This is a genomic window from Alteromonas macleodii, from assembly GCF_903772925.1.
GTDB classification, from domain to species: Bacteria; Pseudomonadota; Gammaproteobacteria; order Enterobacterales; family Alteromonadaceae; genus Alteromonas; species Alteromonas macleodii_A.
The window spans coordinates 1,290,196-1,304,680 of sequence record NZ_LR812090.1 but is presented as its reverse complement, the minus strand read 5'-3'; the positions used below and the strand labels follow the sequence as shown (position 1 = coordinate 1,304,680).

14 protein-coding genes and 2 tRNA genes are annotated in these 14,485 nt (G+C 44.6%); 13 read left to right on the top strand and 3 right to left on the bottom strand.

The window, feature by feature from the left end; translation table 11 throughout:
• The first annotated feature begins 362 nt into the window (after positions 1 to 362).
• From PCAR9_RS05695 to PCAR9_RS05655, 9 genes are all read left to right on the top strand, one after another.
• Positions 363 to 439, top strand: a tRNA-Asn gene (locus tag PCAR9_RS05695).
• Positions 440 to 466: 27 nt separating this feature from the next.
• Positions 467 to 543: transfer RNA gene (locus PCAR9_RS05690), tRNA-Asn, on the top strand.
• Between the two features lie 193 nt (positions 544 to 736).
• Positions 737 to 1,318 carry an electron transport complex subunit RsxA gene (rsxA, locus tag PCAR9_RS05685; RefSeq protein ID WP_179982770.1) on the top strand — a complete coding sequence of 194 codons (582 nt, stop codon included), beginning with the start codon at positions 737 to 739 and terminating at the stop codon, positions 1,316 to 1,318.
• Positions 1,318 to 1,899, top strand: a complete 582-nt coding sequence (gene rsxB, locus PCAR9_RS05680; protein ID WP_179982769.1) for an electron transport complex subunit RsxB — start codon at positions 1,318 to 1,320, stop codon at positions 1,897 to 1,899. Before rsxA ends, rsxB begins: the two co-directional genes overlap by 1 nt.
• Before the next feature lie 5 nt (positions 1,900 to 1,904).
• A complete protein-coding gene (gene rsxC, locus PCAR9_RS05675; protein WP_179985161.1) occupies positions 1,905 to 4,787 on the top strand; it encodes an electron transport complex subunit RsxC in 2,883 nt (960 codons plus the stop codon).
• Positions 4,784 to 5,869, top strand: a complete 1,086-nt coding sequence (rsxD, locus tag PCAR9_RS05670; protein WP_179982768.1) for an electron transport complex subunit RsxD — start codon at positions 4,784 to 4,786, stop codon at positions 5,867 to 5,869. Before rsxC ends, rsxD begins: the two co-directional genes overlap by 4 nt.
• Positions 5,869 to 6,723, top strand: a complete 855-nt coding sequence (locus tag PCAR9_RS05665) for an RnfABCDGE type electron transport complex subunit G (protein WP_179982767.1) — start codon at positions 5,869 to 5,871, stop codon at positions 6,721 to 6,723. Before rsxD ends, PCAR9_RS05665 begins: the two co-directional genes overlap by 1 nt.
• A gap of 1 nt (position 6,724) precedes the next feature.
• A complete protein-coding gene (locus PCAR9_RS05660; RefSeq protein WP_179982766.1) occupies positions 6,725 to 7,417 on the top strand; it encodes an electron transport complex subunit E in 693 nt (230 codons plus the stop codon).
• Positions 7,418 to 7,539: 122 nt separating this feature from the next.
• On the top strand, positions 7,540 to 8,262 hold the full coding sequence (locus PCAR9_RS05655; protein WP_118495283.1) for an endonuclease III domain-containing protein: 723 nt from the start codon (positions 7,540 to 7,542) through the stop codon (positions 8,260 to 8,262).
• Between the two features lie 68 nt (positions 8,263 to 8,330).
• Here the strand turns inward: PCAR9_RS05655 and PCAR9_RS05650 are convergent, their stop codons facing one another.
• A complete protein-coding gene (locus PCAR9_RS05650) occupies positions 8,331 to 9,137 on the bottom strand; it encodes a hypothetical protein (protein ID WP_179982765.1) in 807 nt (268 codons plus the stop codon).
• Positions 9,138 to 9,334: 197 nt separating this feature from the next.
• Here PCAR9_RS05650 and PCAR9_RS05645 point away from each other — a divergent pair, with 197 nt between their 5' ends.
• Positions 9,335 to 10,750, top strand: a complete 1,416-nt coding sequence (locus tag PCAR9_RS05645) for a M20/M25/M40 family metallo-hydrolase (RefSeq protein ID WP_179982764.1) — start codon at positions 9,335 to 9,337, stop codon at positions 10,748 to 10,750.
• 198 nt (positions 10,751 to 10,948) lie between these two features.
• Here PCAR9_RS05645 and PCAR9_RS05640 read toward each other — a convergent pair whose 3' ends face one another.
• The gene (locus tag PCAR9_RS05640) at positions 10,949 to 11,128 is read right to left on the bottom strand and encodes a hypothetical protein (RefSeq protein WP_179982763.1); all 180 of its coding nucleotides are present in this window, start codon (positions 11,126 to 11,128) and stop codon (positions 10,949 to 10,951) included.
• A gap of 164 nt (positions 11,129 to 11,292) precedes the next feature.
• On the bottom strand, positions 11,293 to 11,505 hold the full coding sequence (gene cspE / locus PCAR9_RS05635; protein WP_025254517.1) for a transcription antiterminator/RNA stability regulator CspE: 213 nt from the start codon (positions 11,503 to 11,505) through the stop codon (positions 11,293 to 11,295).
• Between the two features lie 329 nt (positions 11,506 to 11,834).
• Between cspE and PCAR9_RS05630 the strand changes: the two genes are divergently transcribed.
• The 3 genes from PCAR9_RS05630 to glpQ all read left to right on the top strand — a co-directional run bounded on the left by PCAR9_RS05630 (position 11,835) and on the right by glpQ (position 14,462).
• Positions 11,835 to 12,545, top strand: coding sequence for an SDR family oxidoreductase (locus tag PCAR9_RS05630; protein WP_179982762.1), 711 nt, complete (start codon positions 11,835 to 11,837; stop codon positions 12,543 to 12,545).
• Between the two features lie 216 nt (positions 12,546 to 12,761).
• Entirely contained in the window at positions 12,762 to 13,157 is a 396-nt protein-coding gene (gene gloA, locus PCAR9_RS05625) for a lactoylglutathione lyase (protein WP_179982761.1), read from the top strand.
• Between the two features lie 231 nt (positions 13,158 to 13,388).
• Positions 13,389 to 14,462: a glycerophosphodiester phosphodiesterase gene (glpQ, locus tag PCAR9_RS05620; protein WP_232091125.1), complete on the top strand. Its 1,074-nt coding sequence runs from the start codon at positions 13,389 to 13,391 to the stop codon at positions 14,460 to 14,462.
• The last annotated feature ends 23 nt before the right edge of the window (positions 14,463 to 14,485 follow it).

The following is a 14,485-nucleotide window of genomic DNA, read 5'->3' as shown; positions in this document are numbered from 1 at the left end:
TTCTCATCACGTAAGTGGTGACTAACCTTTTAATCCTCAGGTACAGGTTACAGATTTATTAAAGCCTGTACATAATAACAGTATGGAAGCGATTTTTTATTCTTTTTAGTTATAGCCTTTAACTTTACCGAGATATATCAGAAAAAAGAAAAAATCATTTCTTTAAAAGCTAAAAGCACACGTGTTTATATGTAAACAAGCAATAATGTGCAGTTATTAACCATCATTTTCTCAGCATTGACGACAAAATGAACATAAAAGCCGTAAAAAGCTATTTTTTGCGCAGTCAGCACAAATATTTCATTTATGTTGTTGACAGTTCCTAAGTACGTCTTTAATATTCGCCTCCGTTGAAGCACAGGTCCCCCTTAGCTCAGTTGGTTAGAGCGACGGACTGTTAATCCGCAGGTCCCCCGTTCGAGTCGGGGAGGGGGAGCCAACTTCAGCAAACAACTTAGGTGTCGATTCCCCCTTAGCTCAGTTGGTTAGAGCGACGGACTGTTAATCCGCAGGTCCCCCGTTCGAGTCGGGGAGGGGGAGCCACTTAGTTGGCTCTTAATCGTCTTACCCACTTCATTCTATTTTAATTCCTAAAACAACGCGTTTAGACATTAAATAACCCTAATTCAATCAAGTTGTTAAACCCGTTCTAAAAAGGGATAATAGACCTAATCTGTTTTTCTTTTTAATTCGCGGGCATTGTCCGTCAAGATTCCTCGAAGGAATTGCGTTATTCATGACTGAATTTTTACTGCTATTGATTGGTACAGTACTGGTTAACAACTTTGTGTTGGTTAAGTTTCTCGGTTTATGTCCGTTTATGGGTGTATCTGGAAAACTAGAAACCGCCATGGGCATGTCTATGGCCACCACATTTGTACTTACCCTTGCCTCGGCTTCAAGTTACCTGGTTGAAACCTATTTACTTGCGCCATTAGGTATTGGCTACCTCAGAACGTTAGCCTTTATCCTTGTTATTGCGGTGGTTGTTCAGTTCACCGAAATGGTCGTGAACAAAACAAGTCCTACCTTATATAGGCTGTTAGGTATATTTCTTCCTCTTATCACAACCAACTGTGCAGTTCTTGGTGTAGCTTTGTTAAATCTTACCGAGCAGCATAATTTCATGCAGAGCCTTATCTATGGGTTCGGGGCTGCGGTAGGTTTCTCCTTGGTATTAGTGTTGTTTGCAGCCATGCGTGAGCGCTTAGCTGCTGCTGACGTACCAGTCTCTTTCAAGGGTGCGTCAATTGCCATGATTACCGCAGGCCTTATGTCCCTCGCATTTATGGGATTTAGTGGATTGGTGAAGGTGTAATGTCGATGTCTACTACGATCATACTTGCAGTCATTGCAATTGGCGTCCTCGCTCTTATTTTTGGCCTAGTCTTGGGCTATGCAAGCATTCGCTTTAAAGTAGAGGGCGACCCCCTTGTCGAACAAATCGACGCCGTGTTACCACAAACCCAATGCGGCCAGTGTGGTTATCCAGGTTGTAAACCTTATGCTGAAGCTATTGCAGACGGCGATGACATTAATAAATGTCCTCCAGGCGGCGAAGCAACGATCAAAAAACTTGCAGACTTAATGGGGGTTGAACCCAAACCCCTTGACGCAGCGCATGGCGAAGAAGACGTCAAAAAAGTTGCTTTCATTCGAGAAGATGAGTGCATCGGCTGTACCAAATGTATCCAAGCCTGCCCTGTGGATGCCATATTAGGTGCCGCAAAACATATGCATACCGTTATTACTGATGAGTGTACAGGATGTGACTTATGTGTAGACCCCTGCCCTGTCGACTGCATTGACATGGTGCCAATCGTTCAAACTACTTCTACGTGGAAGTGGGATTTCGAATCATCACCTAAAGGTGATATCCCTATCAAAATGGTATCGTAATTGTGATGTATCCAAGTTTTGATTCAATTATAGAAGCTCTTGAAGCGGGGAAGCTGTACTCATTTCCAGGTGGTGTGCATCCTGACGATAAAAAATCACTTTCTAATACGTCGGTAATTAAAAAGCCATCGTTGCCAGAGTTATTGATAGTACCACTGCGCCAGCACATTGGTTCAGACGGCATATGTTGCGTAGAAGTTGGCGATACCGTGTTAAAAGGCCAAATTCTTTCGCAAAGCTCCTCGCCTTTTTCGGTACCTGTACACGCCCCCACCTCGGGCGAAGTTGTTGCAATAGCGCCGCATGTTGTTGCTCATCCTAGTGGCTTAACCGAAATGTGTATATCAATACGCCCGGATGGTAAAGACACATGGGGCGACCTGTCCCCCATCGCTAACTATAGCGAGCTTGATAAAAACAAACTTATTGAAGCTATTTGCCAAGCAGGAATTTCAGGAATGGGTGGTGCCGGCTTCCCTACCCATATAAAAACCTCAACATCTAAACCTGTTGAGTTTCTTATTTTAAATGGAATTGAGTGCGAGCCTTACATTACTTCTGATGATCGATTGATGCGTGAGCACGCCTGGCAAATACGCCAGGGTCTAGACATTCTTACTCACCTTATTGGGCCGAAGGCCATTGTAGTTGCGGTTGAAGACAACAAGCCAGAGGCTTTCGAAGCACTTAATATTGCCTGTCAGGATAAGAAAGACTATCGCGTTGTTAGCGTTGAGACTAAATACCCTGCCGGCGGCGAAAAACAGCTGATTCAGGTACTGACTGGCCGAGAAGTTCCAAGAAATGGATTGCCTGCCGATGTAGGCGTGATGATGTTTAACGTAGGAACCTGCTATGCCATTGCAGACGCTATTTTGCATGGTAAGCCGCTTATAGAGCGTATTGTTACTGTAACCGGTGAAGCAGTTAAGTCCCCTAGCAACTTCAGAGCGCTATTAGGTACACCTGTTTCTCATTTGTTAGAAGAAGCAAGTTACAACCCGAAAAAACAGAAAGCGCCCAAAGTCATTATGGGTGGGCCTATGATGGGCTTTACCTTATCAGACGCAACTATTCCTGTGGTAAAGACCACAAACTGCTTATTAGTCCCGGCCAAGAAAGAGCTTGTAGATGATAATGCAGAACGCCCGTGTATACGCTGTAGTGCGTGCGCCGATGCTTGCCCGGCATCACTGCTCCCACAACAAATTTTTTGGCACGCTAAAGCAAAAGAATACGACAAAGCCGAAGAATACGACCTTTTCGACTGTATAGAGTGTGGCGCATGCGCTTACGTTTGCCCCAGCGAGATACCGCTGGTGCATTACTATCGCCAGGCTAAGTCTGAAATACGCATTCAGCGTGATGAAAAGAATAAAGCTGAAAAAGCTAAACAGCGTTTTGAAGCACGTAAAGAACGTTTAGAGCGCGAAAAACTTGAGCGCGAAGAAAAACATAGAAAAGCAAAAGAAGCACGATTAGCCGCCAACAAAGCCAAAGAACAAAATGCTGCAGCTGTAGATAATGCAAATAACTCGGCTGACGCTACCGCAACTGAAGCAAAGGACAAAGTAGCGGCGGCGCTTGCGCGTGCGAAAGCGAAAAAAGCGGCAATGCAGGCCAAGGCTAAGGCTGAGGACGAAAATACACCAGTAAACGCTGACGAGCCTAACCCAGCGGCGGACGATAAAAAAGCTCAGGTAGCCGCGGCAATTGCCAGAGCAAAAGCGAAGAAAGCAGCCCGAGCTCAAGGTTCAGAGCAAGCTGAAAACGCCACTGAGCCAGCGGCTCAGGCACCTTCGCCAGAAGATGATAAAAAGGCCAAAGTTGCCGCTGCTATCGCCAGAGCGAAAGCCAAGAAAGCAGCCCAAGCTGGCCAGTATTCAGATGCGTCAACAGAAAACCAAGCGGGTTCTCGAGACGAAAAAACTGCTGAGCTTTTAAATACTGAACCTGCAAATAGTGAGCCTTCAAAGACTGAAACTAACTCAGACCTATCAGTTGAGGAACAGAAAAAAGCGCGAATTGCAGCGGCCGTTGCTAAAGCAAAAGCGCAAAAAGCCGCTAAAAATAACGCAAGCGGACAATCTGAGCAGTCTACACCCACTCAATTAAACGAGCAGCAAGACAACCAGTCTAGAGAGCCGCTAGGTGAAACAGATGCTAAGGATGCAAAGAAGGCTAGGATAGCTGCTGCCGTTGCCAAAGCTAAACCCAAAAAGGCCGCGTCGCAAAAAGCACAAGCATCTACCCCTGTTGGCGAAGCTGACACAGACAGCCAGGACGCTAGCTTACAAAAAGAAGCAGATCCTCAAAGCGTCAACGGCCAAGATAATAGTGCTCAGAATAACAAGGCTCTAGATTCATCTAGCAACTTGAGCGAAGCGGAACAAAAAAAGGCCCGCATTGCTGCCGCTGTGGCGAAAGCAAAAGCCAAAAAAGCGGCTAAACAGGAAGATAATCTAGAAGATAATATTAAAGGCGAGCAAGAAGGTGCTGGCGATAGCGACCTCAGCATGGAGGCTGCTTCAACGCGAAAAGCGCAGGGTGTATCTAGCACGCCTAATGAGAATACTAAAGACGCTCCATTTACAAGTGACGCTGACGAGAAAAAAGCGCGTATAGCTGCCGCTGTGGCAAAGGCCAAAGCAAAGAAACTTGCTCAAAGCACTAATGACGATTTTGCAGCCTCACAAGATACTGCTGAACAAGAAAGTCACAAGGAATATGAGCAGAGCGAGTCGTCTAGTGAAGCAGAACAAGAACCAAGCGTGCAATCAACTTCTCAACCCACTGCTCAAGATGAAAAGAAAGCACGTATAGCGGCAGCCATTGCAAAAGCAAAAGCGAAAAAAGCGGCGGCTGAACAAGAGAAAGAATCAGAATGAAGTTAAGTTTATCGAGTTCACCACACCAACGGGTTAAACGAGATACCGGACAGGTCATGCGCATGGTTATTTACGCCATGATCCCAGGCATGATAGCCCAATCTTTTTTCTTTGGTTGGGGCATGCTTATTCAAGCGGTTATTGCAGTAGTAAGTGCACTGGTAATTGAAGGGGTTATTTTATTTTTAAGAAAGCGTCCTATCGAACGCACACTTACTGATTACAGCGCCGTTTTAACAGGCTTGTTAATCGCTATTAGTATTCCGCCTACTCTGCCGTGGTGGATGACGGTCATTGGAGTATTTTTTGCGATCGCGGTTGCTAAACAAGTCTATGGCGGGCTTGGTTTCAACATTTTTAACCCCGCAATGATTGCCTATGTGGTTTTGCTTATTTCATTCCCGGCAGCCATGAGTTTATGGCTACCGCCTGCAACCCATGCTGGGGTTACGCCAAGCTTCTTTGACTCGCTGTCATTGATATTTACAGGCTTCACTACCAGCGGCTACGATGTTACTCAGCTTAAAACTATTGCCGACGGCGTAACCATGGCTACACCTCTAGACACGTTAAAAACTGACTTAACGCAAGGTGTGACTTACACAGAGTCTTTAGCTAAACCAATTTTTGATGGCGGCGTATTTGATGCCGCTGGTGCAGGATGGGGTATGGTGAGCCTTGCCTATTTACTTGGCGGTCTTTACCTATGGAAAACCCGTGTTATTAACTGGCACATCCCAGGTGGCATGCTGCTAAGCGTATTTGTTTGTGCATCACTGCTTCATTTGGTTAACGCCGATTACTATGCTTCACCGCTATTCCACCTGTTTAATGGGGCAGTAATGGTTGGCGCTTTCTTTATCGCAACCGATCCGGTTTCCGCGTCAACAACCCCAAAAGGCCGAATTATATTTGGGGCTGCGATTGGATTTTGGGTAGTTATAATACGCACATTTGGTGGTTACCCCGATGCTGTGGCGTTTGCGGTGATCATTATGAATATGGCGGTACCGCTTATTGACTATTATACCCGCCCTCGTGTTTACGGTAAAAATGTGGGCAAAGGCCGAGGTAAGCAGTAATGATGAAAGAAAGCTTGGCCAAGAACGGCCTTATGTTAGGTGCGTTTGCCGTTGTCACCACTGCGTTAATAGCGTTAACCTTTTTCGGCACTCAAGACAAAATTGAGCAACAAAAGCAGCAAAAGCTTCTAAGCGTACTTAATGAAGTTGTGCCGAGTGAATTCCACGACAATGCTCTGTACGCCAACTGCACAGAAGTCGATGCCCCCGCACTGGGCATAAAAAAAGCCCATAAGATATACCGTGCCACGCTAAACGGCCAACCTAGCGCGCTTGTGTTGGAAGCCACTGCCCCCGATGGCTATAGCGGTGATATAGATATTGTTGTCGGTGTAAAAGTAGAACCACATATTGCCAACGGTAAACAACAGGGTATGCCAAATGACTCCCGTAGCAGTGAGAGTGAAAACCTCAATACTTCTTCACTACCGCTAACCGATATGGCAAAACTAGACGAGAGTTCTCCCGAAATGGATACGGCTGAAATAAAAACAACCAATATGAGAGTACTTGGCGTACGCGTTATCGAACATAAAGAAACCCCTGGGCTTGGTGATAAGATAGAGCTTGCAGTAAGCAATTGGATCACAAGCTTCAGCGGTAAGTCGTTCTCACCAGATAACTTAGCTCCATGGCAAGTCAAAAAAGATGGCGGCGAATTTGACCAATTCACAGGCGCTACTATAACGCCAAGAGCGGTAGTCACAGCCGTACGTGAAGCTTTACTTTACGCTCAGGCTAACCAAAGCGCGTTATTCTCCGCCCCCAACACCTGTGCAACAACAGATTCGGTTGAAACAATAGATGACGTTAACGTGGATGAAACCCAACCTCATAGTGTAGAGGAGTTATAACGTGACTGACTTTCGCGACCTGTCCTTGCAAGGGCTTTGGAAGAACAACCCTGCGCTAGTACAGCTGTTAGGATTGTGCCCCCTACTAGCCGTTACTGCTACCTTCATTAACGGTTTAGGACTTGGCCTTGCTACCATGTTGGTTTTAATTGGCAGTAACATTACCGTTTCACTCGTTCGAAATGTGGTAAGAAACGAGATCCGCATTCCTGTTTTCGTTATGATTATTGCAGCATTTGTAACCATTGTTCAGCTTCTAATGAATGCCTATACCTACGACCTTTACTTAGCGTTAGGTATTTTTATTCCACTGATTGTAACTAACTGCGCCATTATAGGACGCGCCGAGGCCTTTGCATCGAAAAACGGGCCCCTTGCGTCCGCATACGATGGGTTCATGATGGGCTTAGGATTTACCGCTGTGTTGGTTGTACTAGGTGGCATGCGAGAAATATTGGGTGCGGGGACGTTATTAGCGGGTGCAGATAGACTATTTGGCCCCATTGCTGCGAACTGGACTATTACACTGTTTAACACAGAAAACCCATTTCTACTTGCGATATTACCGCCGGGCGCGTTTTTAGGCATGGGACTTCTTATTGCTATTAAAAACAGCATAGATGCCAAGTTAGCCGCTAAGCAAACATCGCCTGCGGTGAAAGCTGAGCGCGTGCGCGTCACTGCAGAGAGTTAAATCATACCGTAATTGTTAGCGTAGCTTGACGGAGTAAGTGAAAACTTCAGCAGATGGTGCAAACGTTTTAACTTAAAAAATTTACACCTTGTTTAGCGTCCATATTAAAAAAGTATATAGAAATGAATGATGTAGTTAAGCCGGCAAAGCCGCTATCTAAGCAGGAAAAAGTAAAAGAAATAATGCGAATTTTGGATGACCTTTATCCAGAAATTCCTATCTTTCTAGATCACAAAGACCCATATACTTTACTGATTGCAGTTCTATTATCGGCACAATGTACCGACGAGCGCGTTAATCAAATTACGCCAAAGCTGTTCGCTCGCGCAGATAACCCCTACGACATGGTGTTGATGAGTATTGAAGAAATACAAGACATTATCCGCCCTTGTGGATTATCGCCTATGAAGTCGAAAGGCATTTGGCATTTGTCCGATATGATCATTAAACAACACAATGGTGAAGTCCCAGCAAACTTTGAAGCGCTGGAGGCCATGCCTGCTGTTGGCCACAAGACAGCCGCGGTGGTTATGTCTCAAGGCTTTGGCATTCCCGCTTTCCCGGTAGATACACATATTCATCGTTTAATGTACCGCTGGGGTTTATCGAACGGAAAAAGCGTAGAGCAAACAGAGCGCGATGCAAAACGCCTGTTTCCTAAAGAAAGATGGAACGACCTGCATCTACAGATTATCTTGTACGGCAGAGAATACTGCCCTGCTCGCGGTTTTGATTTAAATAAGTGCACTATTACCCGTGAATTTGGTAGAAAGAGCTTTATAAACGAAGTGCTGAAAGAACAAGAGAAAAAGCAAAAATTGGCGCTTAAGAAGAAGCGTAAATAGAACTTAAGGCAAGCCTTTGCGATTCAAACAAGGAGTCTATAGACTCCTTGTTTATATATCGGATAACGCTAATCTTGAGGGCTAAATTGGCGAAAAGCATAAGCTCTTGATGAAGCCTCTGTAGCTATGACAATACCATTTCTCTCAATAATTGAGTTTTGATATTCAAAGGGAAATACACCATAAGCGAGAAGCCCTTTATATTCGAAATCTTCAAAGCAGGTTTCCGCTTTAATCGTAATATCGAAAAGTGAATTGATTCCGCTAATTTGCTCGACAGAGCCTGAGTATACGCAACCATTAGTATCTGAACCGCTGATCCCCCCTTCATTATCGATAGCAAACGAACGAGTGTAGGCGCCATCAGACCAAGAACTTGCATAATTGCCAGCAATATCGATAAGTGAAACATCCTCGGTAGCGCTGACCTTGTTGGCAGAAAAATCAAGTGTGAGACCCGATACTGTCGCTGAGCCTTCTAAACTGTCACCATTCGCTGTGAGCTGCATTGTGCCATGCTTAGTCATGCCTTCTCCTGGATACAGCATGGTATCGTCAGAAGTAAAGGTATCTTCGCTTATGTCGCCGTGAGCAATAAGCGTGTCTCGCGAGGCCTGCGAAAATACAATAGTCTTACCCTCAGAGGAGATCGCAATAACAACCTCTTCTTGCCCATCTTCAACTGTTGAAGTTTGCCCAAACCATACGCCTAGTAATGAATCTGGCCTTACTACACTGTCATTACCATTTGTGCTACCGCCACAACCAACAAGCAAAAACGCACAGAGCAGTGAACCGAAATAAGTCTTATTGTTGATAATACTTGAGAAGGCTGATGTTCTATTTTTGAAATAAGTATAAAGAGGTATTTTCATATTTACTTTCCTTGTTATTTTTTCCTTTTCAAAAGGTAACATTATTTTTCACAACCAAGTAGACCTGCTTTGCGATTAACTTACGACTTCGGCTTGTGGTTTACCTCGAAAGCACATCTCAATTTGGCTATGATAAGCACGTCATATTTTTGCTCACGCAAATAAACAAAAATATAAAAATAATCCACGGAGAACACATGTCCCGATTGAATAATATCGCTAGGAATCTAGCGTTTGGTGCACTAGTAAGTGCATGCAGTTTCGGTGTTTTTGCTGAAACTTCACCCATTACAGACGAGCAAAAGAAAAATGCGGAAACGCTAATTCAAAAAGCGCTGAAAAGTGACTTAGGCTATAGCATCGTAGAATCACTAACTACAGAGATAGGCCCACGCCTTGGCGGTTCGGAAGCTGAAAAGCGAGCCAGAGACTGGGGCGTTAAGGTAGGAGAGCGCCTCGGATTTGATAAAGTGAGTATTGAAGAGTTTACCATGCCCTTCTGGGACAGGGGTCATTTACATATTTCACTTACTGCGCCTTATGCCCAACCGCTTTATGGCACAGCGCTAGGTGGAGCGGCTCCTTCAGATAGCGAGATAAACGCTGACATCGTGTATTTCAGAGATATTCACGCACTAACCGCAGTTAAAGACGGCGCGCTTAAAGGCAAAATTGCGTTTGTCGATGGCGATGCCATGGTAAAAAGTCAAACGGGTGCGGGCTATGGCCAAGCGAATCAACGTCGCCGTATTGGTTGGCAACATGCGCAGCGCGGTGGCGCTGAAGCGCTAGTTGTACGTTCGGTAGGCTCAGACTCTCATCGCTTCCCTCACTCTGGCATGATGAGCTCAGACGGCGATGAGTGGGCCGATATTCCGGTTGTTGCTATTTCTAACCCCGATGCTGATCATTTACGACGCCTACACAATTTAGGCAAGCCACTGTCGTTATCGCTTCATTCTGAGTCAAAGTGGAAAGGCGAAGTAAGCAGCGGCAACGTAATTCTAGATTTAGTCGGTAGTGAAAAGCCCGAAGAGATTGTGCTCATTGGTGGTCACTTAGATAGCTGGGACTTAGGCACCGGCGCTGTTGATGACGGTGCGGGCGTTGCTATTACCACAGCGGCAGCCGCTTTAATTGCATCACTGCCTGAACGCCCTAAGCGCACCATTCGTGTAGTTATGTTTGGCGCTGAAGAAGTGGGCTTATTAGGCGCGTTTGCTTATGCAAAACAGCATGAAAAGAACCTTGCTAACCACGTTCTTGCTACTGAGTCTGATTTTGGCGCACAAACAATTTGGCAACTTGTGTCAAATGTGAACCCTGAAGCAACAGTACTGGTAGATGAAATCGCAAAGATCTTGTCACCTCTGGGTATAATTCGCGGTGGCTCAGACGTTGCCGGAGGTGGCCCCGATATTATACCGCTAGCAGCGAAAGGCGTACCGACTATCCGGTTGAACCAGAACGGTCGAGATTATTTCGATCTTCATCACACGCCTGATGACACATTAGACAAAATTAACCCTGATGAACTGGCTCAAAACATTGCAGCTTATGCAGCAAGCATATATCTGTTAGCAGATTCAGACGTCGACTTAAAAGCCAAATAATAGCGGCAGGTTATTTCTATAATGACATTGGTTAGTACACACCCGTACTAGCCAATGCTTCTCTTGCAACAGCCCCCCTTTATTTACAGCGCTTTATACATACCACGCAGTTGCACTACTAAAAAGGCAAGAGCTATAACCTTTTAACTTTTTAGCATTATTATTGACTATAAAGCGATAAGGGTAGAGCGAGCTTAATTAGCTCTTTTGAATAAGCTGAGCAATGAATCGCTTTGCTTCTTGTCTTGATGATAACTGAACATGTCGGTAGGTATTCGCATGTTTGAAGGCAACAGCTGTTTTATTTATGGAGATATTTGAAATTAACGCACCTGGAATAAGGCTGTTAATGGTAGAGATAGAGTTTTGAAATTGCATATTAGATACTTCTTTATTGATATAGTTTGTTTTGAATTCCTCGCAGGTTGGGTTAAGAAATCTAAAAACGAAAATTAGGCTCTTTTCACATTTTTTGTGTAAAAGAGCCCATCTTTGCGGGTTACTTCAGATAAGAGAAATAACCCTAAGCTGGCTTACAGGTCTTAAAGAACTGTTACGTTAGCAGCTTGTGGGCCTTTTTGGCCTTGTTCAACTTCAAAGCTAACCGCTTGACCTTCAGCAAGAGTCTTGAAGCCGTCAGAAGTGATTGAACGGAAGTGTACGAATACGTCTTTGCCACCAGCTTCAGGAGTAATGAAACCGAAACCTTTTTCTTCGTTAAACCACTTAACTGTACCGTTTACAGAATTAGACATAATAATAACCTTTTAAAAAAATTGATGTAATGGTGGAAGCCACCGAATAGCAATAGACATAACTAAGCTAGTAAAGCAGTTGTATATCTATCTAGCACTTCAATTTGAAGGTATAAAGAAAGGTACAGCGCAGTATTAGGTAAAGCATAAAACATATCTAGAGCGAGCGAGACAGTACAGGTAATTGGTCGCCATGTCCAATTATTTCGGGATTATTTTTTAAGCATTGCAATGCGACCTTATCAATTGGGCCCACAATGAATACGTATGTTTGTATAACGCCAATACCAGCTAAGTTAGTCTTATTCTTTTTTTGCTAGGTTTTAATTATGACAGATATGTATTTGTTATCGGGTAAAACCGCCATTGTGACAGGTGGCGGCAAGGGGCTGGGTAAAACTATAACTCACTTTCTATTAGAAGCAGGAATGAAAGTAGCTATTTGCGGACGCACTGAGGAAACGATAACCAAGACAGTTAAACAATTAGATGCGCTATTCCCCGGTAAAGTCATTGGGGCAAAATGTGATGTATCAAAAAGTGATGAAGTCGCAAGTTTCGTAAAAGAAGTTAAAAATACATTTGGCGAACTTCACGTTCTTATCAATAACAGTGGTTTTGGTAAAGAAACGCTCATCTGGGAAACCAGTGAAGACGATTGGGACGAAGTGATGGATACCAATGTAAAAGGTTCCTTCCTTATGTGTAAGCAAGTAGTGCCCCATATGATTGAAAATCGAGAGGGTTACATTATCAATATTGCCTCTCAGGCGGCACTAAATGGATATGCCAATGCGGGCGTTTACTGCGCGTCGAAATTCGCATTGGTGGGGCTTGGGAAAGCTCTTCAAGAGGAAGTGCGACCTTATGGCATTCACGTTCATTCACTCAACCCTGCGCTAATTCAGTCACAGAAAATAGGATCTGAGAAGATAGACAAGGGTCTGATTCAAAACGAAGACTTAGGCGAAATGGTCGTCTACCTGTTAAGCCAGCCTCGTCGGCTTAAAATTGATAATATCGGCATGTGGGGTTTTTAATACGTTTAAGTGGAATTGTAAAACTGTCTTAAAGCGTTAACATTTCCCCATTATCATAGCGTGTCGTTTGCGTTTACCAACGAGAGTACTCTGCGAGGCTTTGTCTGGATGGAGTTCTGTGTAGCTAGAGTTCTGGATACATGTGGCATTTGCAAACGCGCACTTACAATGCAGTGTACCATCGGGTAATTCTGATGGTTCAAATAGGAAATAGTTATGCGAATGCTTCACACCATGCTTCGAGTTGAAAACTTAGAGGCTTCACTTCACTTCTACACCTCATTGATGGGCATGCGCCTTCTTCGACAATCAGAAAACAAAGAGTATGAGTACACCCTCGCTTTTGTAGGATACGGAGAAGAGACCGATAGCACTGTGTTAGAGCTTACCTATAACTGGGGTGACAACACCTATGATAAGGGTAACGCGTATGGCCACATCGCCATTGAAGTAGACGACATCTATCAATTTTGTGAAAACTTAGAGGCAAATGGCGCTGAGGTGTACCGTAAACCCGGCCCCGTAAAAGGTGGCTCTACCGTCATCGCTTTTGTACGCGATCCAGATGGGTATGCCATAGAACTTATTCAAAATAAGTCTATTTCACTATAGCAGCACGGCGTCGCCAATATCTTCTAAGCGCTCGTAACATAAGCTTTCTGTGAAATGTAAGGCATAAATAAGATGGCGATAAAAGTAAACACATGGAGTGGCAGTCACATGCTAGGTAACCGCTTATTATTTTCTTTAAACCGGGTAAGCAAGGGTATAGCGGGTTCGTCGAACCAGCTCAAACTGAGATTAAAGGGCAATGCTAGGTTGCGCAATAGATACACAACTAGATTGACATCGTTACTACCTGCTTTGGTTGTGCTATTTACAGGTGTCCTTGCCTCTGAGAGTACGCTTGCAGCTGATGCTACGAATAGTAAAACTTCGCACGCTGAAGCAGAACGTACCACTAGTGAAAGACTGCATTTTACCGTTATCGCCCATCGAGGTGCTTCTGGCTATTTGCCGGAACATACCCTTGAAGCAGCCACGCTAGCGTTCTCGCTGCGTCCTGACTTTATAGAGCAGGATGTTGTTATAACCAAAGATGACATCCCCGTTGTATTGCACGACATTCACTTAGAGACAGTCACTAATGTAGAAGATATTTTTCCAGCACGTCACCGAAAGGACGGACGCTATTACGCCCGTGACTTCACTCTCGAAGAGCTTCGAGCGTTGCGGGTACATGAGCGTGCTAACAGTGACGGGGAGCAGGTTTTTAAGAGTAGGTACCGCGGCACCCAGGCTAATTTTAAAGTGGCCACGTTAAGTGAACACTTTGAACTAATCAGCGAACTTAACCGCCAATTCGGCACATCTGTAGGCGTATACCCAGAAGTAAAGTCCCCTGCCTTTCACATTGCTGAAGGTATTGATGCCAGTAAGATGGTTATCGACACATTAAAAAACTACGGGTTTGCGGGAGAAAACGGCAATAGCTACCTGCAGTGCTTTGACTTCAATGAGATCAAACGCATTCGTGAAACCCTTGGCTATAAGGGCAAAGTAGTTATGCTGATTGGCGAGAACGATTGGGGAGAGAGCGACACCGACTACGAATGGCTGCGTACACAAGAAGGTATGAAGCAAGTCGCGAAGTATGCGAATGGCATAGGCCCTTGGTTAGGCCATTTAATGGATACTCAGGCAATGGCTAAAGGGAAAGTAGAAGCAGCTAGTTGGGTTAAGTACGCTCACGATAACGAACTTACCATTCATCCCTACACTTATCGTCAGGATGCGCTTCCGGCGGGCATGTCTGGAAAACAAATTTTAGATGCATTGCACAAGGTAGTGCGAGCTGATGGCGTTTTCACCGACCATTTAGTGCCTGTATTAACCTGGCGAGACAAAACAAATTAACGCAAGTTAAACGGGTTTGAGGC

Excerpts from the sequence above, each read along its gene's own strand:
- rsxA (WP_179982770.1), top strand. The coding sequence starts at position 737 with ATGACTGAATTTTTACTGCTATTGATTGGTACAGTACTGGTTAACAAC.
- rsxB (WP_179982769.1), top strand. The coding sequence starts at position 1,318 with ATGTCGATGTCTACTACGATCATACTTGCAGTCATTGCAATTGGCGTC.
- rsxC (WP_179985161.1), top strand. The coding sequence starts at position 1,905 with ATGTATCCAAGTTTTGATTCAATTATAGAAGCTCTTGAAGCGGGGAAG.
- rsxD (WP_179982768.1), top strand. The coding sequence starts at position 4,784 with ATGAAGTTAAGTTTATCGAGTTCACCACACCAACGGGTTAAACGAGAT.
- PCAR9_RS05665 (WP_179982767.1), top strand. The coding sequence starts at position 5,869 with ATGATGAAAGAAAGCTTGGCCAAGAACGGCCTTATGTTAGGTGCGTTT.
- PCAR9_RS05655 (WP_118495283.1), top strand. The coding sequence starts at position 7,540 with ATGAATGATGTAGTTAAGCCGGCAAAGCCGCTATCTAAGCAGGAAAAA.
- PCAR9_RS05650 (WP_179982765.1), bottom strand. The coding sequence starts at position 9,137 with ATGAAAATACCTCTTTATACTTATTTCAAAAATAGAACATCAGCCTTC.
- PCAR9_RS05645 (WP_179982764.1), top strand. The coding sequence starts at position 9,335 with ATGTCCCGATTGAATAATATCGCTAGGAATCTAGCGTTTGGTGCACTA.
- PCAR9_RS05640 (WP_179982763.1), bottom strand. The coding sequence starts at position 11,128 with ATGCAATTTCAAAACTCTATCTCTACCATTAACAGCCTTATTCCAGGT.
- cspE (WP_025254517.1), bottom strand. The coding sequence starts at position 11,505 with ATGTCTAATTCTGTAAACGGTACAGTTAAGTGGTTTAACGAAGAAAAA.
- PCAR9_RS05630 (WP_179982762.1), top strand. The coding sequence starts at position 11,835 with ATGACAGATATGTATTTGTTATCGGGTAAAACCGCCATTGTGACAGGT.
- gloA (WP_179982761.1), top strand. The coding sequence starts at position 12,762 with ATGCGAATGCTTCACACCATGCTTCGAGTTGAAAACTTAGAGGCTTCA.